Raw genomic sequence first — 24,404 nt, forward strand, 5'->3', positions numbered from 1 at the left:
CGCAAAACGGAGTTCCAGACATGACTCTCAAAATCGGTGTCATCGGCACGGGTGCCATTGGCGAAGACCATATCCGCCGGTGCATGCAGGCCCTTTCCGGGGCGGAAATCGTGGCGGTTACGGACGTCAATCTCGAACGCGCACGCGAAGTCGCCAGCCAGTATGCGCCCGGCGCCAAGGTGCCTGAGGATGGTGAATCCCTCATTGCCCTGCCGGAAGTCGAGGCGGTGATCGTCACCTCATGGGGTGGAACGCATGCACGCTATGTGCTCGAGGCCATACGCCACGGGAAATACGTGTTTTGCGAGAAGCCTCTGGCGACGACAGCCGAGGATTGCCTGAAAATCGTCGAGGCAGAGGCCGCCCATGGCAAACGTCTGGTGCAGGTCGGGTTCATGCGCCCCTACGATGCAGGTTATCGCGCGCTCAAGGCGCTGATCGACAAGGGCGAAATCGGCGAAGTGCTGATGATCCATGCTGCCCATCGCAACCAGCGCGTGGGAGCCAATTACAAGACCGATATGGGCATCACCGATACGCTCATCCATGAACTTGATGTTTTCCGCTGGATGCTGGGCGACGATTATGTCAGCGCGCAGGTCATTTTCCCGCGTCGCAGCGGCAAGGCCATGGAACATATGCGCGACCCGCAGATCGTGCTGCTGGAGACGAAAAAAGGCATCCGCATCGATGTCGAGATATTCGTCAACTGTCAGTACGGATACGACATAAAATGTGCCGTGGTAGGCGAGCTGGGCGAGGCCAGTCTGCCCATGCCCCCGGCCGTCGAGCTGCGCAAGTCTGCAGCGCTGTCGACCGAAATCATGACCGACTGGAAAGAGCGCTTCATTGCCGCTTATGACGTCGAGCTGCAGGATTTCATCAACGGCGTGAAAGCCCGGAAGCTCAACGGAGCGACCTCCTGGGACGGCTATTGCGCATCGGTCGCCGCCGATGCCTGCGTGAAGGCACAGGAAAGCGGCAGGATCGAGCCGATCGCCATGCAGTCCCGTCCCGCACTCTACAACGCCTGAGAGCCAAGACCATACAGGAGCATTTCGAACGCATGAGAGCCTGACGGATCTGCCTCGTCACGACGTGACCGGGGTCAAAGGCAGCGCAGGGCGCACGAGGTCCAGACAGGCTCTTTTCACTTCATTCAATGACTGTCTCGCCCGGCGATAAAGCGCCGGGACAGGAGAACATTCCATGAAAAGAGTAAAAGACGTCGTCATGGTGTCATCTGAGCGCCATGATGTGGGCTATGTGCTGCGCATCTGCGCGATTGCAGCACTCGGCGGTATTCTGTTCGGCTACGACACCTCGGTTATTTCCGGGGCGATTTCACCGCTTCAGGAATATTTCCATCTTTCACCGGCCCAGACGGGCTGGGCCGTTTCCAACGTCGTGATCGGCTGCATGGTCGGCGCCATGATTTCCGGCACGATGGCCGACCGGCTCGGTCGCCGCATGACGCTGTTCATCTGTGCTCTTCTGTTCAGTCTGCAATCCGTCGGCACGGCGCTGGCGACCGATTTCACCTGGTTCGTGGTTTATCGCATGCTTGGCGGTATTGCCGTGGGCGTGGCTTCCGCCGTTTCCCCCATGTACATGTCAGAGGTTTCCCCCAAAGACATGCGTGGCCGTGCATTGAGCATGGAGCAGTTTGCCATCGTGTTCGGTCAGGTGGTCGTTTTTATCGTCAATTATCTGATTGCCCGTTCCGCCACACCGGAATGGCTGCTGGATATGGGCTGGCGCTGGATGTTCGGTTCCGAGATCGTGCCCTGTATCCTGTTCTGTGCGACGATCTTCTTCATTCCTGAGTCGCCGCGTTGGCATGTGCTCAAGGGCCGTCACGACGAGGCCCTGAAGACACTCTCGCGTATCTCGAACGAGCATCATGCGCGCAATCTCCATGCAGAAATCAGGCAGTCTCTTGGGGCGGTCGAGAACACGTCACTCGGCTTTGGCAGGGTGCTGGGTGATGCGCGTGCGCGCTGGATCATTTTCGTGGGTGCCAGTATCGCTGCATTGCAGCAGGTCACGGGCATCAATGTCATGATGTATTATGCGCCTATGGTGCTCAAATCCACCAGCGGTAGCCTTCAGGCTGCCCTGTTCCAGACGATCTGGATCGGTTTTGCGCTTTTGGCAGGCTGCATCATCGGCGCCTGGATTGTCGATCGTCAGGGCCGCAAGCCGCTGATGCTCTGGGGATCGATCGGTATGGTGGTCGGGCTTCTGGTCGTATCGTGGGGGCTGTATACGCAATCCACGGGGCTTATGGCGCTGACCGGCATGCTTGTGTTCATGCTGATGTTCGGTCTGTCATGGGGGCCGGTATGCTGGATCCTGATTTCTGAAATCTTCCCCAACCGTTTCCGTGCAGTGGGCATCAGCCTTGCCGTGACCTCGCAATGGGGCATGAATTTCGTCGTCAGCCAGTTTTTCCCGATGCTGAGCGAAAACAAATACCTGTCCGAGAATTTCCACGGTGCATTCTCCATGTGGCTTTTCGCCATTCTGGGCCTGTTCGCGCTGTGGTTCGTCATGAAATACGTGCCGGAAACCAAGGGTGTGTCTCTGGAAAAAATCGAGGATACGATGATCAATCATCGCTCCCTGTCTGCGACGGCCTCGTCGGTAGCCAATAACTCGACCCGTCACGTCTGAGGAGAGCGGATCATGCGTAAATCCCTGCGTATCGGGCTGATTGGCACAGGCTTCATGGGCAAGGCTCATGCCCTGTCCTATCAGGCAGCGGGCAATGTCTTCGACGATATATCCCGCCCCGTTCTTCATGCCGTGGTGGATATCGACGGCGCACGCGCTGCACAGTTTCGCAACCAGTTCGGTTTTGCAAAAGCCATGACGGACTGGCAGGAACTGGTGCAGGATCCTGAAATCGATGTCGTGTCCATTACGACACCGACCCTGTTCCACAAGGAGATGGCGCTTGCCGCCATCGCTGCCGGCAAGCATGTGCATTGTGAAAAGCCTCTGGCCATCAGCGCGGCTGATGCACAGGAAATGATGCTGGCTGCCGAGCAGGCCGGTGTGCGCACGGCCAGTGGGTTCAATTATCTCAAGAACCCTCTGCTCAGATATGCGCGTGAGATGATTGCTTCCGGCGAACTGGGTGAAATCACCGATTTCAATGGCATCCATGCCGAGGGCTTCATGTCCGATCCGCAAACGCCCTGGTCATGGCGTTGCGATCCGGCGGGTGGACAAGGGGCGATTGCCGATGTCGGCAGTCATATCATTGCCATAGCGCGCTATCTCATGGGGCCTGTCACGCAGGTTTTCGCCCAGCTGGACACGCCTGTCGCATCCCGTCCGGTCAAAGCCGGAGCAAGCGAGCGCAAGCCGGTTGGCGTGGACGATATTGCACGCATGATTGTCTCGTTCGAGCGGGGGTGTTCAGGTGTATTGCAGGCCAACTGGCTGGCGACAGGGCGTAACATGCAGCTCGCCTTTCAGATTTCGGGCAGCAAGGGCAGTCTCGTTTTCGATCAGCAGCGCATGAACGAACTGCAGTATTTCAAGGCTGGAGAAGATCCGCGTTCGAGCGGATTCCGTCTGATCGAATCAGGACCACAGCATCCGCCCTATGGCGCTTTCTGCGTGGCGGGCGGGCATCATCTGGGTTTCAACGATCTCAAGACCATAGAAATGGCCGAGTTCATCAGGGCAATCGACCGCGATGAGCCCGCCAGTCCCGATTTTCGCGAGGCGTGGGAGGTGCAGCGTCTGATCGATGCCGCTGTGATGTCTCACAAGGATAGAGCCTGGCTGACGCTGTGACAGCTGATATCGAGAAAGCTGCCTTGTGACAGTGGGGCATGAAGGCCCTGGACAGGGCTACTATCGAAGGTGAAGGAAAAACAATGCCGCTCCTGCATTTTCATGTCGTCGAAGGCCGAAGCGAAAGCGATATCAAGGCCATGCTCGACGCCGCTCATGAGGCTATGCTCGAAACCTTCGAGGTGCCTCGTGGCGATCGCTACCAGATTGTCTCGGAGCATAAAAAGACGCATCTCATTGTCGAGGATACGGGTCTGGATATACCGAGGACGGACAAGGTATTACTTCTGCAAATGTTCACCAGACCGCGTGGTGACAAGAAAAACGAAGAGTTTTATAAAAATCTGACAGACAGACTTCAGAAGATCTGTAATATGGCGCCCTCCGATGTCATGATTTCCGTTGTCGAGAACAACGATGCCCATTGGTCGTTCGGACATGGGCGGGCGCAGTTTCTGACCGGAGAACTATAGGCCTTCGATGCCGGTGGAGTGACCCGTATGGCCCCCGAGACCCATTCCAGATCCTGCACTCCTTCAGAACAGGAGGCGGCAGTCGGCACAAACCGGCCGGCTTTTCCTCTGGCTGTCTGTGCTGAAATGCAGTTTCTCGACATGCCTATGGTCGAGCGTGTCAGGCATATTGCACGCGAAGGATTTCTGGTCGAAATCTGGGACTGGACGCGGCACGATCTCAAGCGTCTTGCCGCAACGGGCGCGGAATTCTCGTCCATGACCGGTTATGTCAGCGGCACGCTTGCCGATGATGCCGGTGCGCAGGAGATGCTGCACAGTGCCGCCTTGTCCATACGGGCAGCGCAAGAGTTGGGCGCACCCAGACTCAACCTACACGGGACCGGTCTCGACCCACAGGGATTGCCGGTCAAGCCCTGCGTGACGGGCGCCACCGGTGAGATGTGGCTTAAAGCACGCGATACCCTGTGTCGTCTGGCCGAACTGGGTGCCAGACACGGCGTGACGTTCGTTCTGGAAAACCTGAACGCCTCGGTCGATCATCCCGGTGTTCCATTCGGCCGTGCGGAGGAGTGTCTGGCGCTCGTGCGCTCGGTCGATCATCCATCCCTGCGTCTGATGCTCGATCTTTACCACGCACAGATCGGGGAGGGGAATCTGATTGCCCTGATCGAGCGCGCCATGCCTTATATCGGTGAAATTCAGGTGGCCGATGTTCCCGGCCGCTGCGAGCCGGGAACGGGTGAAATAAACTATCCTGCAATAGCCCGCGCGCTGCAGCGCCTTGATTATCGCGGTGTTATCGGACTGGAATCCTGGGCGGAAGGCGGCCAGAGCGATCGCGCGCTCGAACGCTTCGCCGCGTCTTTCACGCTCTGACAGGCAGGCCTTTCCTCTAGCCTTTGACCAGTTTCATTTCACCATGCTTGATGATGAATCGAGCCATATCCTGCACGGCACTCAAAGGATCGCGCACGTTATCGAGACCTTTCAGAGCGATTTCAGCTCTGTCGCGTCTGAAATCGGCCAGTATGTAGCCTCGTTGTCGACTGTCATAATAATGGATGTCGGGATTGAGTGGCAGGACGGAGGTAATCGCTTCGAATGACGGCCCTGGCGATGTAATGGATGTACCCAGAAATTCTGTCGCGATGACAGGAGAGCGTGGGTCATGTGCCCTCTGTCGGATCTCGCTTGCAAAATGCGCATGATAATCCCCACTAAAGATAACCGGTGATGGTGCCTTTGTGTCAGCAAGCAAATCCATCAATCTGTTGCGCGCACTTTGAAATCCATCCCAGCTATCGGTCCAGTATCGATAATGGCCGGGTTCATGATCTGGCGCGCGGAGCGACGCGACCATCAGATCCTGAGCTAGGATCGTCCAGAGCGTATGATGTTCTTTAAGTTGACGATGCAGCCATAATTCCTGATCGCGTCCGAGAAAACTGCGTCCTGGATCGAAGAGGTCCCGACAGCTATCGGCCTCCATATGTCCTTCGCCGCCATATTTACCGGTCGGACAGGGCTGCTGCGAACGGTATTGGCGGCCATCCAGTAGATCGATCGAAGCAAGATCGCCATAATAAAGGCGTCGATAGAGCTGATAGACATTTCTGTTGCGTCGTAGCTCCGGGCGTACAGGCATGTTTTCGAACCAGGCTTGATAGGCTGCCGCGCGTCGAGCGGCAAAGGCCGGCTGTGTTTCATTCTTGGCTGCGGAAAAAAGCCCTGAATAATCGTCTTCGACTTCGTGGTCGTCCCATATGCAGAGCCACGGCGCTACGCGGTGCGCGCGCTGGAGGGCGGTATCGGTTTTCTGTATAGCATAACGCCAGCGATAATCGGCAAGGCTGTAGGCAAGGGGCGCGCCATAAGCGCGTATCGCTTCATGCAGGCGTCTTGGGGGCGCGTTGTGTTCATAGATGTAGTCGCCCAGGAAGGCGACGAGATCTGGTCTGTCATCTGCCATACGATCATAGGCAGCGTAATAGCCGAACTCGTAATGCGCACATGAGGCAATTCCTAGTCTCAGCGAGTCGATGCGTTGCGAACGTCGCGGTAGGGATACGGTCCGTCCGACCGGTGACGCACAGCCACGGGCAAGAAAGCGGTACCAGTAGGGACGGCCAGCCGCCGGCAGGCGAGGCACGACATGAATGGAATAGCCAGCCTCTTTTCGTGCAATCGTATGACCTGAGGCTACGAGACCGGTCATGTCGGGATTGAGTGCGATTTCCCAGATCACCGGTACCGCCTCAGGAAGATCGGGTTCCGCTCCAAATACGAGCGGCAGTGTACCAAGGCGCGTCCAGATCACGACGCTATCGGTATCGGGGTCGCCGCTCGCGACCCCGAATGGAAAACATGAGGTGCCCTGGTCTAGGCTTGTTGCCCGCACCAGAGAGGGTTTGGCTATGCAGAGCGAGGCACCGAGGCCTAGAGCGGTACGTCTTGGAAGGAGCATGAGTCGCGCCTTTTGTTTTGCCCCGACCGGGCGAGAAAACGGGTGTCTGGATATGAGAGGGCGGCGGGTCCCCTCACGGAGTGGGAAGGTCACAAATCGCCTCGAACGCGCAGGAGCCAAGTGGCGGGCATACCTGCAAGTGCAATATTATCACCACTGATGAAGCGCCCGCGTGTCACATCATATTGTTTGTCTGTGATGTTTCGTCCGATCGCCTCGACCTTCCAATGACCCTTGCGTGGCGCGAAGGCGATGTAGCCACCCCATAAAGTATATCCAGCCAGATCGTTGATAGGGGTTAGAAAGCGTAGCGAGGTCCGTAGGCTGTAATCGAGCCCTCCCGTCAGGTCGTAACGCCCGAGGCGCCATGTATAATCGACTGACCCATTGGCCGTGAAACTCGGTACCGAGATTTTCTGTCCAGCGGCATCGCTCATGATGCCCTGCCAAAGTCCATCCACCTTGACGACCTTGGTGATCGTGCTGAATTTGTCGTAGGCGCCAGTAACATAAGCGCCGGATTGAGCGATGCGTAATCTTTCGATCGGCGACCACTCGACCTCATATTCGCCGCCGTATTCGTGTGATCTGGGTGCATTCACATAAACGCCGATTGCACCGCTGATCGGACTCACGGTCTGCGATTGAACCTGACGGTTGAAATAATCGTAGTAGAAAAAATCTGCGTTGATCTTCAGATTGTACTCTGGCAACACAAGCTTGTTGCCAAGTTCGAAAGCATAGAGATTCTCAGGCTTGAACGGCGTCGACATATCACGAGCGTTGCTGGTGTTGTAAACAGTGTAGCCGCCCGATTTTATGCCTTTACTGAAGGTAAAATAAAGCATATCGCGAGAAAACGGTGTGTATTGCAGGATAAAACGCGCAGACGGAAGCGTGTAGGACAGGCTGCGCTTGTCAACGATATTGTTTGGGTTGGTTACAATATTATTGACGATGTAATGCGCATAGAGGTTATTCAGGTCACGTTTTTCATGCTCGATGCGAACCCCTCCCACAATTTGGAAAGCATGTGTGACGTGATAGGTGGCCTGACCGAAACCGCTGATCGTATTCACGACCTGAGAATAGCGTACATCGCCATTGGTCTTGTTGAGATCGACAAAGCCGGACTGATAGCGGTCGTTGAGCCACTGATAGCCATAGAAAACACCGCCGATCCATTCGAGGCGGCTCTTGCTGTTCGAAGAGACGCGGAATTCCTCCGATACGACATTGGCACGTGTCCTGAATGAAACGTCGGCGATCGCCTTCGATGATCCGTCGAAATTGTTATATTCGTTGCGTTTCATGTTATCGAAGCTCGTCAGGTTCACGAGTGTGATCCTGCGCAGCTTCTTTTGCACTCTGAAATTAAGCCCGCCCATATCGAGATGGCTGTAGGGCGTAGCACCCGGTGTAATGCCTATCTGGTCGGCGAAGGACTGTGATGTCCCCCATAAGGTCTGGTAACGGTCGGGTGAAACCGGGATCGGATTGGTTGTGCTCAGTGCAGTGATAGGCGACCAAGGATGGACGCCTGTTCCATCGGAGCGATCGCGATTACCATGCAAATTGAAAAGGATTTGCCAACTTTCGTCCGGATGAAAATCCATGAGGAGACGGGCTGCCCCACGATTGGCGTCGCCAAGCCATTCTCGTTTTTCTGGATTGTACTGCCATGCGCCGCCTTGCTGTGTCTGACCGGCCAGTCGGACGCTTAGCTTCTCGTTGATCGGTCCGGAAATATAACCATCTACGGTTGCGGCATTGAAACGCCCGTCCTGCGCCGCAATTCCTGCCTGGAAACTGTCGGTTGGCCGATTTGTGATATAATTGATCGCACCGCCCGTCGTGTTGCGTCCATAGAGCGTTCCTTGAGGGCCTCTCAGAACTTCTACGCGCGCCATGTCGAACATCTGCCCATTGGTTCCAAGTGGAACGGGATTGGAGACCTCATCGACGTAGATGCCGACTGTCGGGGAGTTGTTGCTCGAATACCCGCTGAACCCGACGCCGCGAATGGTGTAGGTGAATTGTCCGCTGCCGTAGGAGGGCTGGATCTGCAACGACGGGGTAACATATTGCAGGTCGAAAACGGAAGTAATGTTCCGGTTTTCCAAGGTTTTGGCGCTTACCACACTGATTGAGGTGGGGACTGTCTGCGCCGTTTGCGTTTTACGGTCTGCCGTCACAAGAATGGACTCGATTCGTCCATCCTTGTGCGGCGCTATGGGTTTCGCTGCTGCTGTTGTCTTGTCGGGAATGGTGCGCTTGGCTTTTAGTGGTGCCGCGGATGGGGTGAGCGGGAAAAACGCTACTGTCAGTGTTGCGCACAGAATTCCGGCGCGCATATCCAGATATGTCATGATCCGTATAGTCCGTTGTGAATTACGGAACTACGATAAATATAATTTCTATATATTATTGTGATATTGAAAAGAAATTATCGTTTCCTTTCATTTCAAGTAGTAAATATCATCATAAACACGGTATACTTCATAAATGACACGAGCCCCCAAAAGAGCCTGCGTCAGAAAAAATATGCATGCGTATGCGTTAATGAGAATAATTCTTATCTATAAATAACAAGAGATGTTTGTGAGGCGCTGGATCTGATAAGAAAGTTCAATAAGAACTGCCGGGAACCCCAGCGTGCAGGAATCATTATGACTGTATTATCTGCACATCCCGGAGTGATTTCTCATGTCTGACGACCATATCAAACCCACGACGACCGATGCCGGCGCCCCCGTTGCCAGTACCGAGTATTCTCTGAGCGTCGGTGCTGATGGTCCGATTGTGCTGCACGATCACTATCTGATCGAGCAGATGGCGACCTTCAATCGTGAGATGATCCCGGATCGTCAGCCTCATGCAAAGGGCGGTGGCGCGTTCGGTCATTTCGAGGTCACGCATGATGTCAGCGCCTACACAAAGGCGAAATTCCTGCAGAAAGGACAGAAAACCGAGGTTGTTGCGCGATTTTCGGAAGTGGCAATCGAATCTGGTGGTGCGGATACGCTGCGCGACCCTCGTGGGTTTGCGCTGAAATTCTACACCGATGAGGGTAATTTTGACATGGTGGGTAACAACACCCCCGTGTTCTTCATGCGCGATCCGATGAAATTCCAGCATTTCATCCACTCGCAAAAGCGCCGCGCCGATAATGGTCTGCGCGATAACGATATGCAGTGGGATTTCTGGACTCTTACGCCTGAATCGGCGCATCAGGTTACATGGCTGATGGGTGATCGCGGTATTCCTGAGAGCTGGCGTCACATGGATGGTTTCTCCAGCCATACCTATATGTGGGTCAACGAGGCAGGCGAGCGCTTCTGGGTCAAATATCACTTCAAGACCGATCAGGGCATCAAGTGCCTGACACAGGACCAGGCCGACAAGCTGGCTGGCAGCGACCCCGACTACCATCGTCGTGATCTCTATGAAGCCATCAAGCGCGGTGAAAATCCGAGCTGGACGCTCAAGATGCAGATCATGCCCTATGAGGATGCCAAGACCTATCGCATCAATCCGTTCGATCTCACCAAGGTCTGGTCGCAGAGCGAATATCCGCTGATCGAAGTGGGAAAGCTCACGCTCGACCGTAATCCGACCGACTTCTTCGCACAGATCGAGCAGGTGGCATTCGAGCCGAACAACTACGTGCCGGGCACGGGGCTTTCGCCTGACAAGATGCTTCTGGCACGGTCGTTCGCCTATGCAGACGCACATCGCGCCCGTCTCGGGGTGAATTACAAGCAGATACCGGTCAATGCACCGAAATGTCCGGTACACTCCTATTCCAAGGGTGGAGCCATGCGCTCGAAGCTGGCAACGGATCCGGTATATACGCCCAATTCCAAGGGTGGACCGGTGGCCGATGCTCAGCGTTTCCCTGAAGATGCGGTATGGGCGGCCGATGGCGAATTCGTGCGCGCGGCGTACACACTGCGCCCGGATGACGACGATTACAGCCAGGCCAATACACTGGTGAACAAGGTGATGGACGATGCCGCCCGTGAGCGCCTGGTGCAGAATGCCGCAGGTCATATTCTGGGTGGCGTTGAAGAACCGGTTCTGTCGCGCGTGTTCGAATACTGGTCGAATGTCGATGAAAAGATCGGCCAGCGTATCCGTGAGGCCGTGCTTTCGCAGAAGAAATAAAAGACCAGCCCGGGACGGTCTGGATGCCCTCTGTAAACAAGGGCAGTGAGGGGAGCCGAAAGGCTCCCCTTTTTTTTGATTGCGGCGTTCCGAACACCGATGCCGGAAGATCGATCTCTCAGGATCGATGCTTATGCCTGTCGGGGGCAGGGCATTTGGAATTGATACGCGTGGAGGCGCCCGCGCGACGCCCTGCCTCCATCCGGCACTCAGTCCAGATAGGCTGCGCGCAGGGCTGCGATCTGGGTCGGGCCAATCGCGAGTTTCTGCGACATATAGGCGTCGATGGAACCATACTGCTTTCTGATCGACGCAAATGCGGCTTCGAGATAGGCTGGATCGGAATCGAGCATGGCGCTCATTGCTGGTGAGGCTGCCATGGCGCCGCCATTCTGATGATCGCTCATGGCTGCCTTGAAGCTGGGCGTGAGATGAGCACGCAGCAGATCGCCGCTCATCGCATAATCGGCCAGAATGGTTTTCTCAGGCACGCCAAGGGCGTAAAGAATCAGAGCCGAGGCGAACCCTGTGCGGTCCTTGCCGGCAGTGCAATGGGTCAGGGTCGGTGTCTGATGAGCCAGAAGGCGTGCGAAAAGCGCCTTCAGCTCAGGCGCATAGTAATCGGGCATCCGGGCATAAAAGCTCTCCATCAGGTCTTTCGCCTGCGCCGTGTCCATTTTCGCCAGTCGTGTGCGGTCGGTCATGTCTGCGGGCAGGGTCGGCTTTTCTGAAGGGAAGAAAGCAGGTGCAGGTCCCTGCCAATGTGTGGGCTGCTTGTTCTGTTCGGCCTGGGTACGCAGGTCGGTCACGCTCCTGATACCGAGCGTATCGACAAACCCGTAATCGGCTGTGGTCAGACCGCCCGGCGCAGCAGAGCGATAGAATTCGCCCCAGCGCACATGATGATGATCCGCCGTTTCGTAACCGCCCATATCGCGGAAATTGGCTACGCCTTCGAGGGGCAGAAGGCGGTTCGAAACCCAGACACCCTTGGCGCCGCCAACCGGTCTGATCAGAAAATAGACACGATGGACGCCCGGAAAAGGAGAAATCACGCGCAAGGCATGAGCCGTGACCTGTTTCTGCACGGAGACCATGCCAGCCTCCTGCGGCGCCAGCGCAGCGAATATATCGACGGTGCCCAGAGATGCGGGCCAGTCGATTGTGTATTGCGGTACCATGGTCATCTCGACCGTGGCCGCCTCATTCGTTGTGGCCTGGGCGGGATAAGCCGAGGCCAGGGCCGTGGCCGAAATCAGGGCAAAAATCGTCTTTTTCAGAAACATGGTCTCTCAATCTCTTCAATACCGCGCCTTATGGAGCGGAATAATAGCCCGGCCGCTTTGTGGAGGGCAGAACGGCCATTCCCTTATCTGTGCCTTCTTTCCTGACGGAAGGATGCAGTCTTTCTGCATCACAGGGACGACCGGTGGAAAACAAGACATGGAGAGAATGGTCGTCTGACCGGGATGACGCGACAGGAGACAGGAATTGCCTGATTGGAACCCTGTGGATAGTGAATTTTTTCTTTCAGGATTGCTGTCAGTTCGGGTGATCATGAGATGATATCTTTTGTTGTGCGACGCGCAGAGGCCAATACATGTCCAGATCGTCCAGACTTCTTGAATTGCTTCGCCTGTTGCGCGGGTATCGTCATCCGGTCACGGCCGGGAGTCTTGCGGAGAAGCTCGGCATAAGCAAACGGTCGCTTTATCGCGACATCGTGTCCCTGCAGGCCATGGGTGCGCCGGTAAGGGGGGAGGCGGGCGTGGGCTACGTGCTTGAGGCAGGCTTTGTACTCCCACCGCTCATGTTCACATTCGAGGAAATCGAGGCACTGGCTCTGGGAGCGGATTTCGTCATATCCAATACGGATCCCGGTCTCAGGATGGCTGCACGTGATGCTTTGGCGCGTATTGCCGCTGTCCTTCCGGCGCCACTGCGTGAGGGGCTGGAACACGCCCCGCTTATGGTGGGGCCGCCGTCAGCGGTTCCCGAGGATGCTGTCAATCCGATCGTGCTGCGCAAGGCCATAAGAGATGAGGTCGTCGTTCTGATCGACTACAGGGACGGGCAAGGGGCGGTGACACAGAGGCTGATCTGGCCTTTTGCCATGGCCTATTTCGAGAAAGCGCATATTCTTGTTGCCTGGTGCGCCCTTAGGGAAGGTTTTCGCCATTTTCGTCTGGACCGTCTTGAAGGGTTCATGGTCACGGGCAGACGCTTTCCCCAGCGACGACAGACGCTTCTGAAAAAATGGCATGAGGAGCGGGCATTGGAAGACGGTCATGCGTTATTTCTCTGACGCGCCTCCTTGTACTGTCCCCACGCGATGCAGACGCGCGCTGCTGCTGACAGAAACTGACACAGCGCGCGGTCATGATGCTCCTGTCACAAACAGATAGGATAATGGCGTATCATGATCGATAGTCTTCTCGTCACGCTTTACGTGCGCAATGTTATATTGAGCGCAGATTTCTATTCAGCCTTGCTCGACCGGAAGCCGGTCCATCAATCGGAAAACTACGCCCAGTTCGATCTGGGAATGCATGCCCGCCTTGGGCTCTGGCGGCAAGGTGACGTGGTTCCCCGTTATGATCCGTTACCCGACAACAAATGCCTGTGTCGTAATGAGATCGATTTCCCTGTCGAGACGCGCGAGGCGGTGGATGCATTGTTTATGCGCTGGAAGACGCACGGCGTTCCGATCGTCGAGGCGCCGACAGAGCACGAATTCGGCTATGGTTTTCTGATCAGCGATCCCGATGGTCATCGCCTGCGTGTTCTTTCCCCTCCGGGCTGAATGGGGTTCAGTCGAGATTTTCCGACGTGACCAGCCTGAATTTCGGCGCATCGAAACCGATCAGGGCGGGAATGATACCCAGTTTCTGAAGGCATAGATGCAGGGCAAGCCCCGCCTGGGCTTCGGGTGTCTGATCGATGGCAAAATCCATCGTGCCGTCGATCAGGCAGCCTCGGGTGACGTCATTGACCTCATGCCCCACCCAGCTGAGCCTGCGCCTAGTATGACGGCGCAACACATCGCCGATACGCAGATTATCGCCGCCCGCAGTGTAAAGACCGACCAGATCCGGAATCTCCTCGATCGCCCGATGCACAAGCCTTGCCGCTTCCTCGGGGTCGTCACGGTCGAAAAAAACCTCGCGCAATTCCGGACAGTCCCGTGCGCTGTCGGCAAGGTAGGACGAGAACCCTTCGATACGCTCGCGGTGATTGGCATAGGCCATGGAGTGACAGAGCGCGATAACCGCCCCCTTGCCAGTAGCAGGCATGTGCGGCGCCAGACTACGTGTGAGGCAAAGGGCTGCGGTGCGTCCTGCTGCGTAATTATCGATCCCGATATAGGGAAGATCGGGCAGGTTGCGCGTCATGATCTGGATGACGGGCATGTTCCGGCTCGCGACCTCGCGCAAAGCGTCGAGAATGTCCGGATGGGACGGGCATGCCAGAATGAGCGCAGCACGCGGATAGGACGCCTGTTTTATACGCGCGACAAAATCGGCAGTATCGTTCTCACGTACGAAGCTGCGATGAATCTGGATATCCTTGCCCAGCGATCCGGCGAGAGCGGCAAAAGCCCGGTTCAGACGGGAATAGAAGAGGGTTTCAGGGCGTACCAGCAACACATCTATGTGCAGCACCCCCCGATGCAGGCCTGGCAGAGTGGGGAAGTAATCGAGATCGCGCGCAACGGTCAGAATGCGTCGGCAGGTTTCGGGCCTGACATTTCCACGATTGTTCAGGGCGCGCTCGACCGTCGCCGTTCCCACGCCAGCAAGCGCTGCAATATCCCTGAGTGTTGCCCGCTTTTTGCGGCCGGTTTCCGTAACGATGTCATCCAGCATGTTATCCTGCCTCATCTTCATGATGAGATCAGATCATCAAGATGATCGTCCCCGTCCCATCTGTCGCTCTAGACTAGCGACGATCGGTGCAATTGCCCGATCAAACAGGTGTGACGTCACGCACGGGTCAGGACTGGCCCGAAACGTCGCACGCCGAAAACAGACGGTTCTTATGCGAACCGGAAAACGACGAGCGGCAGAATGATGAGCCCGAGAGCGACAAGTCGAGAAATTACAGGCCAAAACCAGACAGGCGTCATGGCACAGACGACGAGACGGCAATTTCTGGGCTGGGGTGTTGCCATGCTTCCCCTGCTGGCCGTCCCCGCACTGCCAGGCCGGGGCCATGCCGCACCTCGGTTATCCCTGTCCTGCCCGCAGGATTTCATTCATGTGTCATCCGTTCTCACGGGACACAGGGATCTGGACCCTGCGCTCGCACCGCGTGTCTGGTCTGGTCTGGTATCGAAAGACGATGGCTTTCCTGCGCGCTACGCAATGCTGTGCAAGGCGCTTGCCGCGCATGAAATCTGCAGCTGGCCCGATTATGCAGCATCCGGGCTGAAAGCGCACAAGGCTCTGCATGATGTAGCCGTCGGGATTGTCGGGGCCTGGTATCTCGGTCGTGTCGGCCCCATGCTGCCCCGTTCCGAAACAGGCACGCCTGCCTTCATAACCTATGAAGGGGCGATGATGTGGCGGCCCACGCTCGATGTGACCGTCATTCCGAGCTATGCGCGCGGCGGCCCCGGATTCTGGGCACTGCCCCCATCGCCGAGCGCGCCGGTCATCAGCGCACCAGTCATTCATGAAACAACGACCCTTAGCCCTGCACAGAACGGACACCTATTCTGATGGCGCATTCGGATTATGATGCCGACGTGATTATTGTCGGCTCCGGTGTGATCGGCAGCCTTGCTGCCCATCATCTCGCGAAAAACGGCAAATCGGTCGTCATGCTCGAAGCCGGGACCAAGGTGCCGCGCTGGAAAATTCTCGACAGCTTTCGTGAATGCGGCAATGTGAGCACCGATGCGGGCAATCGTAACCAGCCCTATCCCAACGAGCCCTGGGCTCCGAGTTCGTTCGTACCGGATTACATCACCAATCACGGCCCGATCGAGTATGTGCCCGGTATGCTGCGTATGGTGGGGGGTACAACCTGGCACTGGGGCGGTGCCTGCTGGCGTCTTCTGCCGAATGATTTCCATCTGAAAACGCTTTATGGCGTCGGACGCGACTGGCCGATCTCCTATGACGATCTGGAGCCTTTCTATCATCTGGCCGAAATCGAGATGGGCGTATCGGGTGATGACAGCGCCGATTACAGCGGCAAGGGTGGTGCGCCTTTTCCACCGCGTCAGGCCCCTTTTCCCGTCAGGCCACAGGCGCTCGGTTATTTCAGCCAGCGTTTTCGGGACCGTGTCGCGGTAGGGGGTTATCCGTTCACCTATCAGCCCAATGGGCGCGCGACCGACCCTTATGAAGACCGACCGGCCTGCGTGGGCAATAACAACTGCTCGCCCATCTGTCCTATCGGCGCACAATATAGCGGCGACCGTCACGCCACCAAGGCGGAGCGCGCCGGGGCAAAGCTCATCACCGACGCCACGGTATATCGTCTGGAAAAAACCCCTGATGGCAAGCGTATTGCAGCCGTGCATTATTACACGCCCGAAAAGCGCTCCGTGCGCCTGAGCGCACGTATGGTGATGGTTGCAGCGCATGCGCTCGAAACACCGCGTCTCATGCTGCTTTCAGATGTCGGTAATTCGTCTGGCATGGTGGGGCGCAATCTGATGGATCATAATGCGTTTTCACTGGCCATGATCGCAGACGAGCCCATGTGGTCGGGGCGCGGGCCGGTGCAGCAGGGCGATGTGCTCAAATGGCGCGATGGCGCATTCAGGCGTCATCATGGCTGTATCCGTCATGAGGTCGGCAATTTCGTCGGCAATGTCCAGATTACCGAGCGTCTGCTGTCACAGGGAGTTATCGGCCCTGAGCTGGACGAGAAAATCAGGCATATGGCGGCACGCTGGGTCTTCATGGACTCCAATATCGAAATGCTGCCCGAGCCGACCAACCGCATGACGCTGAGCCGCACGAAGCGTGATTTCTACGGTCTGCCGCTGATGGATATCTATTACGATGTCAATAATTATGCCCGTGCAGCCGGTGATGTGATCCGGCAGGATTATGCCGATTTCATCAGATTGCTGGGGGGTGAGGTTTTCGACCAGAACCTTTCGGTATGGGAAAACCGCGATCATCCCATGGGTACGGTGATCATGGGTAACGACCCGCATGAGTCGGTGGTTAACCATGAGGGGCGCAGTCACGATCACGATAATCTCTTTATCGCGACCACGGGGATCATGCCGGCGGCCTCAGTCGTCAATCCCACGCTGACAGGGTGTGCGCTGTCATTGCGTTCGGCCTCGATCATGCTGAAGGAGATCTGAGCGATGATACGACGCGCAGTTCTTTGCCTGTTAGGTGTGAGTGCCTGTTCGTTCGGCCTGCTCGCCATGACCGTCTCGTCTGCGGCATTGGCCGATGACAGGGCGTTGCTGGAGAAAGGGGTCTATCTGGCACGCGCCGCCGATTGCGTAGCCTGCCATACGAAGCCCGGAGGCGCTGCCTATGCAGGCGGCTATGGCATACAGACCCCTATGGGGATTATCTACTCCACCAATATCACCCCCTCCAGAACGAACGGGATAGGCAGCTGGTCGGAGGCCGATTTCGCGCGTGCCGTGCGTCGTGGCGTCTCGGCGGACGGGCATCACCTTTATCCCGCCATGCCCTACGATTCCTACGCTGCCATGACGGATGAGGATATTCATGCGCTTTATGTCTATCTTGGCAGTTCCGTTGCGCCGGTCGACAGCCCTGCCGGGCCGGTTACCGCGCTACGCTTTCCCTATAATTTTCGCGGGCTGATGCGCGTCTGGAACTGGCTCTATCTGGATCGGACGGCCTTTGCCGCGCATGAAGGAGAGACGGCGGAGCAGGCCAGGGGGCGCTATCTGGTCGATGCCGTGGCGCATTGCGGAACCTGTCATACGCCGCGCAATATCATGATGGCCGCAAAATCGGGACACAAGCTGGAGGGGGCTCAACTGGGCGGGTGGTACGCGCCCGATATTGCAGCAGGCAGGAACGCTCCTCTTGCGCCGTGGAGCGATGAGGAAATTCGCGCCTATCTGCGTAACGGTCATGTGCGCGACAAGGGTGTTGCCGCAGGCCCGATGGGTGAGGCTGTCGAACACTCTCTACGCTTTCTCAACGATCGTGATCTGGCAGCCATTACGGCCTATCTGCGTGCGCAGCAGCGCCCTGCGCAGCCCGGTAAGGCAGAGCGATCCATAACCGAAACCGCGCGCGTCTATGAGGTCGACTCCCGTGCAGATCGCTCGACAAGGGCTCAGGCACGACAGGAGCGAGACGCCCGGCCCGGTCCCTATGCGGACAGACGCAATTATCGCGATATCGATGGCGGTGCGGCGCTGTACATGGCGGCCTGCGCATCGTGCCATCAGCTCGACGGACGCGGCACACCGGATGATTTCTATCCTTCGCTGCGCTCCAGCCGTACGGTGCGAACATCGCGTCCCGATAATCTGGTGATGACCATCCTGGCCGGCGTTCATCGTGACGGTGCGGATGGGCCAGCGCGTATGCCAGCCTTCCGGCACGACCTGACCGATCATCAGATTGCCGTTCTGGTCCGTTTCGTTACTTCGCAGTTTGCTCAAGCGCCCCTGATGCCCGACGATCACGCGATCGCTGCCATACGCAAATTCGATACGGCCGACTTTCCGGCGCGTGCGGGTTCGGCACAACCGGCTTCGGCACAATCTGCCATGAAAGAGGGACTGCCGGAATAAACAGAGCCGAATAAACAGATCCGGATAAACGGCTCTGGATGAACGCCTCTGGGGCAGGTCAGCCCCGGGCGGGAAGGAACACCGTATGCCAGATCCTGAACGGTCGATGCACCGTCAGCAGATCAGACAGTCTCTCTCGTATGGACCGATAGCGGAATAATCGGTCCGTCGAGCGGGGCCGGGCTGCGACCTAGATAATGGCTGAGTGTGGACAGTGCAGTGCGTGCCTCAAGCATCGGATTCTGGTCCAGAACCAAATCGATCGTTCCCGATCGGAGCAGGGCCGACCGGTGAGGCGTCAACTCATGGGTGATGAAAACGATCCTGTCAGCCAGACCGAGCTTTTCGAGCACGCGTGCGATGGCATCGGCCCCGGTCGAGAAATGATAGATGCCAATAATATCCCTGTGTGCCTGCAGAAGTTCATGAATGACATCGGCAGCACGGTCGTCATTTTCATGACATTCGAGCGCAGGCGTGGCGTGCAACGCATGATAGCGCTCGTCCAGCGCTTTCATGAAACCGGCATAGCGTTGCTGATGGCCGATATAATGCATGGTGCCTGCAATCAGCGCGACGCGCCCTTCGCGCGGGCCGAGCAGACGGCCCATCATGTCTGCCGCAATACGCCCGGCCCGATAATTATCCGACCCGATATAGGCGAGCCGTTCCGGTGCGGTGATGTCCGAGGCGATGGTAACCACAGGCAGTTTCTTGCCTGCAACGGTAACTGCCTGACGAATGGCAGGATGATCGGGCAGGCACAGGATCAGACCGTCATAGTCGCGTGACAGGCTGGCGATGAGCGTAGCCGCCCGCTCCGGGTGCCCGATTGCGGCATGATGCTCGAAACAGGCAATGTTCTGTTCGCGATAGGCTGGCATGATCTGACGAAAGGCATCCTGCAAGGCCGCATGAAACGGATTGCCGGGTGGCTGCGTGACAACCGCGATACGCGCCAGTCGCGCGTGAAGGGCAACGAGCTTGCGCCCGTCTCCCAGCTCCCGTGCGGCTTTGAGCACCACGCGCTCCTTATCGAGGCGCACGCCGCCACGCCCGTTGATGACACGATCGACCGTCGCAGTCGAAACCCCCGAATAGCGGGCGATGTCCTGAATAGTGGCACGCTGGGACATGGATTCTCCAACGGGAATGTGATGTTGAAAATGTTATCTATCTCATGTCGATGATGCGAACACATCAAATCTCTGCGTGTTGCCTCTGCCTGCGCGCCCTAGCCTGAACGCATCAATCGCTGATTTCCGTGACGGGCCATGGCGAATGACTGCCCGTCATCGAATTGCGGATCATCAAGGGATGGATCATGGGACCGACAGATAAAATAACGGGGCTGCCGCAAGGCGTGAGGCTGGGATGCAGCCCGCTTTCCTGGACCAATGACGTGCTTGAGGATCTGGGTGACGACACCCCGCTGGACCGGTGTCTGCGCGAGATCGCAGCCGCCGGGTATGAGGGGACGGAGCTGGGGCGAAAATATCCGCGAAATGCCGAGGATCTTGCCCCTCTGCTCGCCGCCCATGATCTGTCTCTGGCGTCGGGTTGGTATTCCGGGCGTCTCGCAGAGCGTTCGGTAGAAGAGGAAAGCGAGGATGTCGCAAGCCATGCGCAGCTTTTGCGTGCGATGGCCTGCAAGGTGATGGTCTATGGCGAATGCGGTGCCATGACGCCTTCTCCTGCACCGCTGGATGAGCCCATGTCACGACGTATGGTGCTGACGCGCGATGCCATGAGAGCCTATGCCACGCGTCTCAGTGCTTTCGACGCATGGCTGCGCACGCGTTATGGCATCAGGCTGGCCTATCACCATCATCTCATGATGGTGGCCGAGAATTTTCAGGAGATCTGCCAGATCTTCGATGCGCTCTCCAGCGATGTAGGCCTGCTGCTCGACACGGGTCACGCCATGGCTGCCGGGTTCGATTATCGACGGCTGATCGACCGTTATGGCAATCGCATCTGTCATATCCATCTGAAAGACGTGCGCCCCGCCATACTGGAGCGCGTGCGCGGGCAGGATATGAGCTTCAATGCCGCCGTGCGTGCGGGGATGTTCACTGTGCCGGGCGATGGCTGCATCGATTTCACCCCTCTGGCCGGTTTCGTGCGCCAAAGCGGCTATCAGGGCTGGATGGTGGTCGAAGCCGAGCAGGACCCTGCCATGGCACCGCCTCTGGCCGCAGTAAAACGCGGGCGCGACGTGATCGAGGCCTGTTTCACCCACGCTCTGACGACCGTTTGAGGAACGCCGACATGACGCAGAAATATCTTAATATCGGACTGATCGGTTCGGGCTTCATGGGGCAGGCTCATGCGGATGCCTATCGGCGTGCCGCCATGCTGTATCGCGATCTTCCAGCGCTCCCCCGTTTGTCCATGCTGGCCGATGCGACGCCGGAACTGGCTGAAAAAGCGGCGCGTCGTTTCGGTTTTGAACGCTCGACAGGAGACTGGCGTATTCTCGTCAATGATCCTGCAATCGATGTGGTGGATATCACCTCGCCCAACCTGTTTCACAAGGAAATGGCACTGGCGGCCATTGCTGCGGGCAAGCATGTCTATTGCGAAAAGCCACTCGCCCTGAGTGCTGCGGATGCCGCAGAGATGACGCGTGCTGCCGAAAAGGCAGGCGTCAAAACCATGGTGGCGTTCAACAACGTCAAGACCCCCGCAGCCCTTTATGCGAAGCAGATTATCGCGCGTGGCGATATCGGACGACCCACGCGGTTTCGCGCCTGGTTCGATCAGGGATTTTATAACGACCCGTCTTTGCCTTTTTCCTGGCGCCTCAAGCGTGCCGAAGCCGGATCAGGCGCATTGGGCGATCTGGGCTCGCATGTCATCGCTGTCGGTCAGTACCTCATGGGCGATGTGACGGCCACGATTGCCCAAAGCCAGACGGCTTTCAAACAAAGGCCGGTCCCTGACGGGGGCTCCGGTTATGGTGCCACTGCCGGTAAGGACGCCATCTGGGCAGATGTCGAAAATGAAGACCAGATTCAGGCACTGGTCCAGTTCGCAAACGGTGCAGGCGGTACGATAGAAGCCTCGCGTATCGCGGCAGGCAAGATTTTCGGTGTGTACTGGGAGGTTTCAGGCACTGAAGGCACACTCATCATGGATGGGGAGCGCTTCAACGAACTCAAGCTCTTCCGTTTCGGTGACGACAAAGCGGATCGTGGCTTTCGCACGCTGCTTGTCGGGAGTCAGGTGCCGCAGTTTTCCGCCTTTTTCGGCTTCGATTTCGGCGGAGGCGGTCTGGGATATTTCGATGTGAAAGTCATCGAAGTGCACGACCTCATTACGGGCATCATGTCCGATCGGGATTGTTTTCCGTCATTCGGTTTCGGTCTGCGCAATCAGCAGATCATGGATGCGATGGAGGCATCGCTCCAGACGAGACACTGGGAGACGCTGCCGCAAGCCGAGTGCCTTGTCCGGGCTTCGCCGGACCTGTCTGCCGGATAACGGTTGCAGGGAAATCATATCGTCTCACGCGAGGGGCGGCATCAGTTTTTCATGCTCACCCGCCTTTATGCTCCCTCTTTTACAAGGAAGACACGGATGACGTTTCCTTCCCGCCTGCCGGATCCTGTTCGTCTCGATCCCGCATCGGTGCCCTCATTACGATGGGGTGTGATCGGACCTGGCTGGATTGCCGAGCGGTTCGTACGTTCGGTGCAGCGGTTTACCCAACAGAAAATCGTCGGTATCGAATCCCGTAACGGCGACCGTGCAGCGGCTTTCGCAAGGCAATTCGATATTCCCCATGCATTCGATGGCGCCATGAGCGGTCATCCGGAAATCGACGCGCTTTATATCGCCACCCCCCATCCGTTTCATGCAGCAATGGCCAGACGTGGGCTGGAAGCGGGCAAGCCTGTCCTGGTGGAAAAACCGATCTGTGTTTCGGCGGAGGAAACGGCGGATCTCATCGGATGCGCCAGAAAATACGACGTTTTCCTTATGGAGGCATACTGGACGGATTTTCTGCCCAAGTTCTCCGTGCTGCGCAAAACACTGGCCGATGGCCTTATTGGCGACATCACGACCGTTCTGGCCGATCACGGCGAATTCTTTCCTCCCGATCATCGTATCTTGCGTGCCGATCTCGGCGGTGGTCCGATGCTTGATCTGGGAACCTATGTCGTGGGTCTCGCAACAGGCGTTCTGGGGCGCCCGGATCATGTGGTAGCGCAGTCCGTTCCTGCTGCGAGCGGCGTGGATGGCCAGACCGGTATGGTGCTGCACTATAAAGGCGGAGCACAGGCCGTACTTCATACGACGCTTCTGTCGCATACGCCCTGTGAAGCCACGATTGGCGGGCGACGTGGCATGATTACCCTGCCGGGAAAATTCTATACGCCCGGGCCTTTCACGGTCACTGCCAACGATCTGAAAACGCGTCTGGTCTTCGAAGAGCCCTGCTCGTCCTATGACGGGCTGCATTATCAGGTCGAGCATATGGCCTGGTGTATCGGTCAGGGGCTCAGAGAGTCGCCGATCAGGCCGCTCTCTGCCTCTCTCATGGCCATGGAAACCATGGACCGTGCCCGTATTGCCGGTCGCGAGACACGATGAAAGCCATTTCTGGAGAGATATCATGACACGTCTCGCTCTTTTCGGCGCAGGTCGTATCGGTCAGGTGCATGCCCGCAATCTCATGACCATGCCCGATATGAAGCTTGTCGCTATCGCCGATCCGGTTGCGTCTCCAGCGCGTGAAGACCTGCTGACGCGCAGTCAGGCACGCCTGGATGACGCGGAGTCGATTTTTTCAGATCCTGACATCGACGCCTATCTCATTGCCAGCCCGACCGACACACATGCGCCCCTGCTGCGCCGGGCGGCTGGCACAGGTAAGCCGGTTTTCTGCGAAAAGCCGATCAGTCTGGACTTCAGACAGGTCGTGGATGTGGCGGAAGCGTTTTCCCGCACCGACACACGAATCATGCTGGGTTTTCAGCGTCGTTATGACCCCGATTTCATGCAGGTCAGAGAGGAAATCCGCTCGGGACGTTCGGGAAGGGTACAGCATATCGTCATGCATACGCGCGATCCTTCACCGCCGCCTGTAAGTTACGTCAAATCCTCAGGCGGCTTGTTTCGCGATCAGGCGATCCATGATTTCGATATGACGCGTTATCTTCTGGGTGAGGAAATCACCAGTGTTTTCGCTACCGGAAACTGTCTGATCGCACCCGAAATAGGTGAGGCTGGCGATATCGATACCGCCATGATGACGCTGCGTTCGGAAAGCGGGTCTCTGGTCCAGATGATCAACGCCCGTCATGCGGCGTTCGGCTACGATCAGCGCCTTGAAGCTGTTTGCGCGGAGCGCGTTTTCTATGTGGCTAATCACCCCGCCCATCATCTTGTCAGTGCCGATGCGCGTGGTTTCACGTCTTCTGGCCCCATAAGCGATTTCATCGCGCGTTTTGCACAGGCCTATCGTGCGGAGATGGAGGCGTTTCGTGACATGATCGTGCAAGGCCGCCCACCGCTTGCCACGCTGCGTGATGGTGTGGAGGCGCAGAGACTGGCAGAGGCCGCAGCGCTCTCGCTGAAAACCGGCAGGCCTGTCGATGTCGCATCTGTCCGGTAAAAGCGCATAAGACGCTCTGAATAGGCCCTTGATGATATTCCCGAACGCACCCGTTTCATGAATGCTGCACATAGGTTCTAGAATAATTCATGCTCTAATCCTGCA

At 57.1% G+C, this 24,404-nt stretch carries 20 protein-coding genes; 15 read left to right on the forward strand and 5 right to left on the reverse strand.

Annotated elements, in window-relative coordinates:
• Positions 1-20: 20 nt before the first annotated feature.
• The 5 genes from NF685_RS01640 to NF685_RS01660 all read left to right on the forward strand — a co-directional run bounded on the left by NF685_RS01640 (position 21) and on the right by NF685_RS01660 (position 5,162).
• Complete coding sequence (locus NF685_RS01640; RefSeq protein WP_222546554.1) at positions 21-1,034, forward strand: Gfo/Idh/MocA family protein; 1,014 nt, start codon at positions 21-23, stop codon at positions 1,032-1,034.
• A 175-nt stretch (positions 1,035-1,209) separates the two neighbouring features.
• Positions 1,210-2,676, forward strand: coding sequence for a sugar porter family MFS transporter (locus NF685_RS01645; protein WP_252848325.1), 1,467 nt, complete (start codon positions 1,210-1,212; stop codon positions 2,674-2,676).
• A 12-nt stretch (positions 2,677-2,688) separates the two neighbouring features.
• Positions 2,689-3,810: a Gfo/Idh/MocA family protein gene (locus NF685_RS01650; protein ID WP_252848326.1), complete on the forward strand. Its 1,122-nt coding sequence runs from the start codon at positions 2,689-2,691 to the stop codon at positions 3,808-3,810.
• An 83-nt stretch (positions 3,811-3,893) separates the two neighbouring features.
• A complete protein-coding gene (locus NF685_RS01655; protein WP_222546556.1) occupies positions 3,894-4,283 on the forward strand; it encodes a tautomerase family protein in 390 nt (129 codons plus the stop codon).
• A 27-nt stretch (positions 4,284-4,310) separates the two neighbouring features.
• Positions 4,311-5,162 carry a TIM barrel protein gene (locus NF685_RS01660; protein ID WP_252848327.1) on the forward strand — a complete coding sequence of 284 codons (852 nt, stop codon included), beginning with the start codon at positions 4,311-4,313 and terminating at the stop codon, positions 5,160-5,162.
• A 16-nt stretch (positions 5,163-5,178) separates the two neighbouring features.
• Here the strand turns inward: NF685_RS01660 and NF685_RS01665 are convergent, their stop codons facing one another.
• Both NF685_RS01665 and NF685_RS01670 read right to left on the reverse strand, forming a co-directional pair.
• Positions 5,179-6,750 carry an alkaline phosphatase D family protein gene (locus NF685_RS01665; protein WP_252848328.1) on the reverse strand — a complete coding sequence of 524 codons (1,572 nt, stop codon included), beginning with the start codon at positions 6,748-6,750 and terminating at the stop codon, positions 5,179-5,181.
• 89 nt (positions 6,751-6,839) lie between these two features.
• On the reverse strand, positions 6,840-9,119 hold the full coding sequence (locus NF685_RS01670; protein WP_252848329.1) for a TonB-dependent receptor: 2,280 nt from the start codon (positions 9,117-9,119) through the stop codon (positions 6,840-6,842).
• Positions 9,120-9,456: 337 nt separating this feature from the next.
• On the opposite strand from NF685_RS01670, the gene NF685_RS01675 reads away from it, so the two are divergent.
• Positions 9,457-10,917, forward strand: a complete 1,461-nt coding sequence (locus tag NF685_RS01675; protein ID WP_252848330.1) for a catalase — start codon at positions 9,457-9,459, stop codon at positions 10,915-10,917.
• Positions 10,918-11,126: 209 nt separating this feature from the next.
• Here the strand turns inward: NF685_RS01675 and NF685_RS01680 are convergent, their stop codons facing one another.
• On the reverse strand, positions 11,127-12,203 hold the full coding sequence (locus NF685_RS01680; protein ID WP_252848331.1) for a tyrosine-protein phosphatase: 1,077 nt from the start codon (positions 12,201-12,203) through the stop codon (positions 11,127-11,129).
• Between the two features lie 314 nt (positions 12,204-12,517).
• Here NF685_RS01680 and NF685_RS01685 point away from each other — a divergent pair, with 314 nt between their 5' ends.
• Positions 12,518-13,222, forward strand: coding sequence for a helix-turn-helix transcriptional regulator (locus NF685_RS01685; protein WP_222546560.1), 705 nt, complete (start codon positions 12,518-12,520; stop codon positions 13,220-13,222).
• Positions 13,223-13,336: 114 nt separating this feature from the next.
• The gene (locus NF685_RS01690; RefSeq protein ID WP_252848332.1) at positions 13,337-13,720 is read left to right on the forward strand and encodes a VOC family protein; all 384 of its coding nucleotides are present in this window, start codon (positions 13,337-13,339) and stop codon (positions 13,718-13,720) included.
• A 7-nt stretch (positions 13,721-13,727) separates the two neighbouring features.
• Here the strand turns inward: NF685_RS01690 and NF685_RS01695 are convergent, their stop codons facing one another.
• The gene (locus tag NF685_RS01695) at positions 13,728-14,804 is read right to left on the reverse strand and encodes a LacI family DNA-binding transcriptional regulator (protein ID WP_252848333.1); all 1,077 of its coding nucleotides are present in this window, start codon (positions 14,802-14,804) and stop codon (positions 13,728-13,730) included.
• Between the two features lie 237 nt (positions 14,805-15,041).
• Here NF685_RS01695 and NF685_RS01700 point away from each other — a divergent pair, with 237 nt between their 5' ends.
• Genes NF685_RS01700 through NF685_RS01710 form a run of 3 tightly spaced genes read left to right on the forward strand, consistent with a single transcriptional unit; the run spans position 15,042 to position 18,676 of the window.
• Positions 15,042-15,638, forward strand: a complete 597-nt coding sequence (locus NF685_RS01700) for a sorbitol dehydrogenase family protein (protein WP_252848334.1) — start codon at positions 15,042-15,044, stop codon at positions 15,636-15,638.
• Positions 15,638-17,248: a GMC family oxidoreductase gene (locus NF685_RS01705; protein ID WP_252848335.1), complete on the forward strand. Its 1,611-nt coding sequence runs from the start codon at positions 15,638-15,640 to the stop codon at positions 17,246-17,248. Before NF685_RS01700 ends, NF685_RS01705 begins: the two co-directional genes overlap by 1 nt.
• 3 nt (positions 17,249-17,251) lie before the next feature.
• On the forward strand, positions 17,252-18,676 hold the full coding sequence (locus NF685_RS01710; RefSeq protein WP_252848336.1) for a cytochrome c: 1,425 nt from the start codon (positions 17,252-17,254) through the stop codon (positions 18,674-18,676).
• Between the two features lie 122 nt (positions 18,677-18,798).
• Here the strand turns inward: NF685_RS01710 and NF685_RS01715 are convergent, their stop codons facing one another.
• Positions 18,799-19,812 carry a LacI family DNA-binding transcriptional regulator gene (locus NF685_RS01715; protein ID WP_222546566.1) on the reverse strand — a complete coding sequence of 338 codons (1,014 nt, stop codon included), beginning with the start codon at positions 19,810-19,812 and terminating at the stop codon, positions 18,799-18,801.
• A 188-nt stretch (positions 19,813-20,000) separates the two neighbouring features.
• On the opposite strand from NF685_RS01715, the gene iolE reads away from it, so the two are divergent.
• From iolE to iolG, 4 genes are all read left to right on the forward strand, one after another.
• Positions 20,001-20,936 (forward strand): myo-inosose-2 dehydratase, encoded by a 936-nt coding sequence (gene iolE, locus NF685_RS01720; RefSeq protein WP_252848337.1) that lies wholly within the window; start codon positions 20,001-20,003, stop codon positions 20,934-20,936.
• 11 nt (positions 20,937-20,947) lie between these two features.
• Positions 20,948-22,162 (forward strand): Gfo/Idh/MocA family protein, encoded by a 1,215-nt coding sequence (locus tag NF685_RS01725; RefSeq protein WP_252848338.1) that lies wholly within the window; start codon positions 20,948-20,950, stop codon positions 22,160-22,162.
• A gap of 96 nt (positions 22,163-22,258) precedes the next feature.
• Positions 22,259-23,275: a Gfo/Idh/MocA family protein gene (locus NF685_RS01730; RefSeq protein ID WP_252848339.1), complete on the forward strand. Its 1,017-nt coding sequence runs from the start codon at positions 22,259-22,261 to the stop codon at positions 23,273-23,275.
• Between the two features lie 22 nt (positions 23,276-23,297).
• A complete protein-coding gene (gene iolG, locus NF685_RS01735; protein WP_252848340.1) occupies positions 23,298-24,299 on the forward strand; it encodes an inositol 2-dehydrogenase in 1,002 nt (333 codons plus the stop codon).
• Positions 24,300-24,404: the final 105 nt, after the last annotated feature.

Source organism: Asaia lannensis NBRC 102526 (assembly GCF_024054035.1).
Classification (GTDB): domain Bacteria; phylum Pseudomonadota; class Alphaproteobacteria; order Acetobacterales; family Acetobacteraceae; genus Asaia; species Asaia lannensis.

Coding starts and splice junctions, on each gene's coding strand:
- NF685_RS01640 (WP_222546554.1), top strand. CDS start 21: ATGACTCTCAAAATCGGTGTCATCGGCACGGGTGCCATTGGCGAAGAC.
- NF685_RS01645 (WP_252848325.1), top strand. CDS start 1,210: ATGAAAAGAGTAAAAGACGTCGTCATGGTGTCATCTGAGCGCCATGAT.
- NF685_RS01650 (WP_252848326.1), top strand. CDS start 2,689: ATGCGTAAATCCCTGCGTATCGGGCTGATTGGCACAGGCTTCATGGGC.
- NF685_RS01655 (WP_222546556.1), top strand. CDS start 3,894: ATGCCGCTCCTGCATTTTCATGTCGTCGAAGGCCGAAGCGAAAGCGAT.
- NF685_RS01660 (WP_252848327.1), top strand. CDS start 4,311: ATGGCCCCCGAGACCCATTCCAGATCCTGCACTCCTTCAGAACAGGAG.
- NF685_RS01665 (WP_252848328.1), bottom strand. CDS start 6,750: ATGCTCCTTCCAAGACGTACCGCTCTAGGCCTCGGTGCCTCGCTCTGC.
- NF685_RS01670 (WP_252848329.1), bottom strand. CDS start 9,119: ATGACATATCTGGATATGCGCGCCGGAATTCTGTGCGCAACACTGACA.
- NF685_RS01675 (WP_252848330.1), top strand. CDS start 9,457: ATGTCTGACGACCATATCAAACCCACGACGACCGATGCCGGCGCCCCC.
- NF685_RS01680 (WP_252848331.1), bottom strand. CDS start 12,203: ATGTTTCTGAAAAAGACGATTTTTGCCCTGATTTCGGCCACGGCCCTG.
- NF685_RS01685 (WP_222546560.1), top strand. CDS start 12,518: ATGTCCAGATCGTCCAGACTTCTTGAATTGCTTCGCCTGTTGCGCGGG.
- NF685_RS01690 (WP_252848332.1), top strand. CDS start 13,337: ATGATCGATAGTCTTCTCGTCACGCTTTACGTGCGCAATGTTATATTG.
- NF685_RS01695 (WP_252848333.1), bottom strand. CDS start 14,804: ATGAAGATGAGGCAGGATAACATGCTGGATGACATCGTTACGGAAACC.
- NF685_RS01700 (WP_252848334.1), top strand. CDS start 15,042: ATGGCACAGACGACGAGACGGCAATTTCTGGGCTGGGGTGTTGCCATG.
- NF685_RS01705 (WP_252848335.1), top strand. CDS start 15,638: ATGGCGCATTCGGATTATGATGCCGACGTGATTATTGTCGGCTCCGGT.
- NF685_RS01710 (WP_252848336.1), top strand. CDS start 17,252: ATGATACGACGCGCAGTTCTTTGCCTGTTAGGTGTGAGTGCCTGTTCG.
- NF685_RS01715 (WP_222546566.1), bottom strand. CDS start 19,812: ATGTCCCAGCGTGCCACTATTCAGGACATCGCCCGCTATTCGGGGGTT.
- iolE (WP_252848337.1), top strand. CDS start 20,001: ATGGGACCGACAGATAAAATAACGGGGCTGCCGCAAGGCGTGAGGCTG.
- NF685_RS01725 (WP_252848338.1), top strand. CDS start 20,948: ATGACGCAGAAATATCTTAATATCGGACTGATCGGTTCGGGCTTCATG.
- NF685_RS01730 (WP_252848339.1), top strand. CDS start 22,259: ATGACGTTTCCTTCCCGCCTGCCGGATCCTGTTCGTCTCGATCCCGCA.
- iolG (WP_252848340.1), top strand. CDS start 23,298: ATGACACGTCTCGCTCTTTTCGGCGCAGGTCGTATCGGTCAGGTGCAT.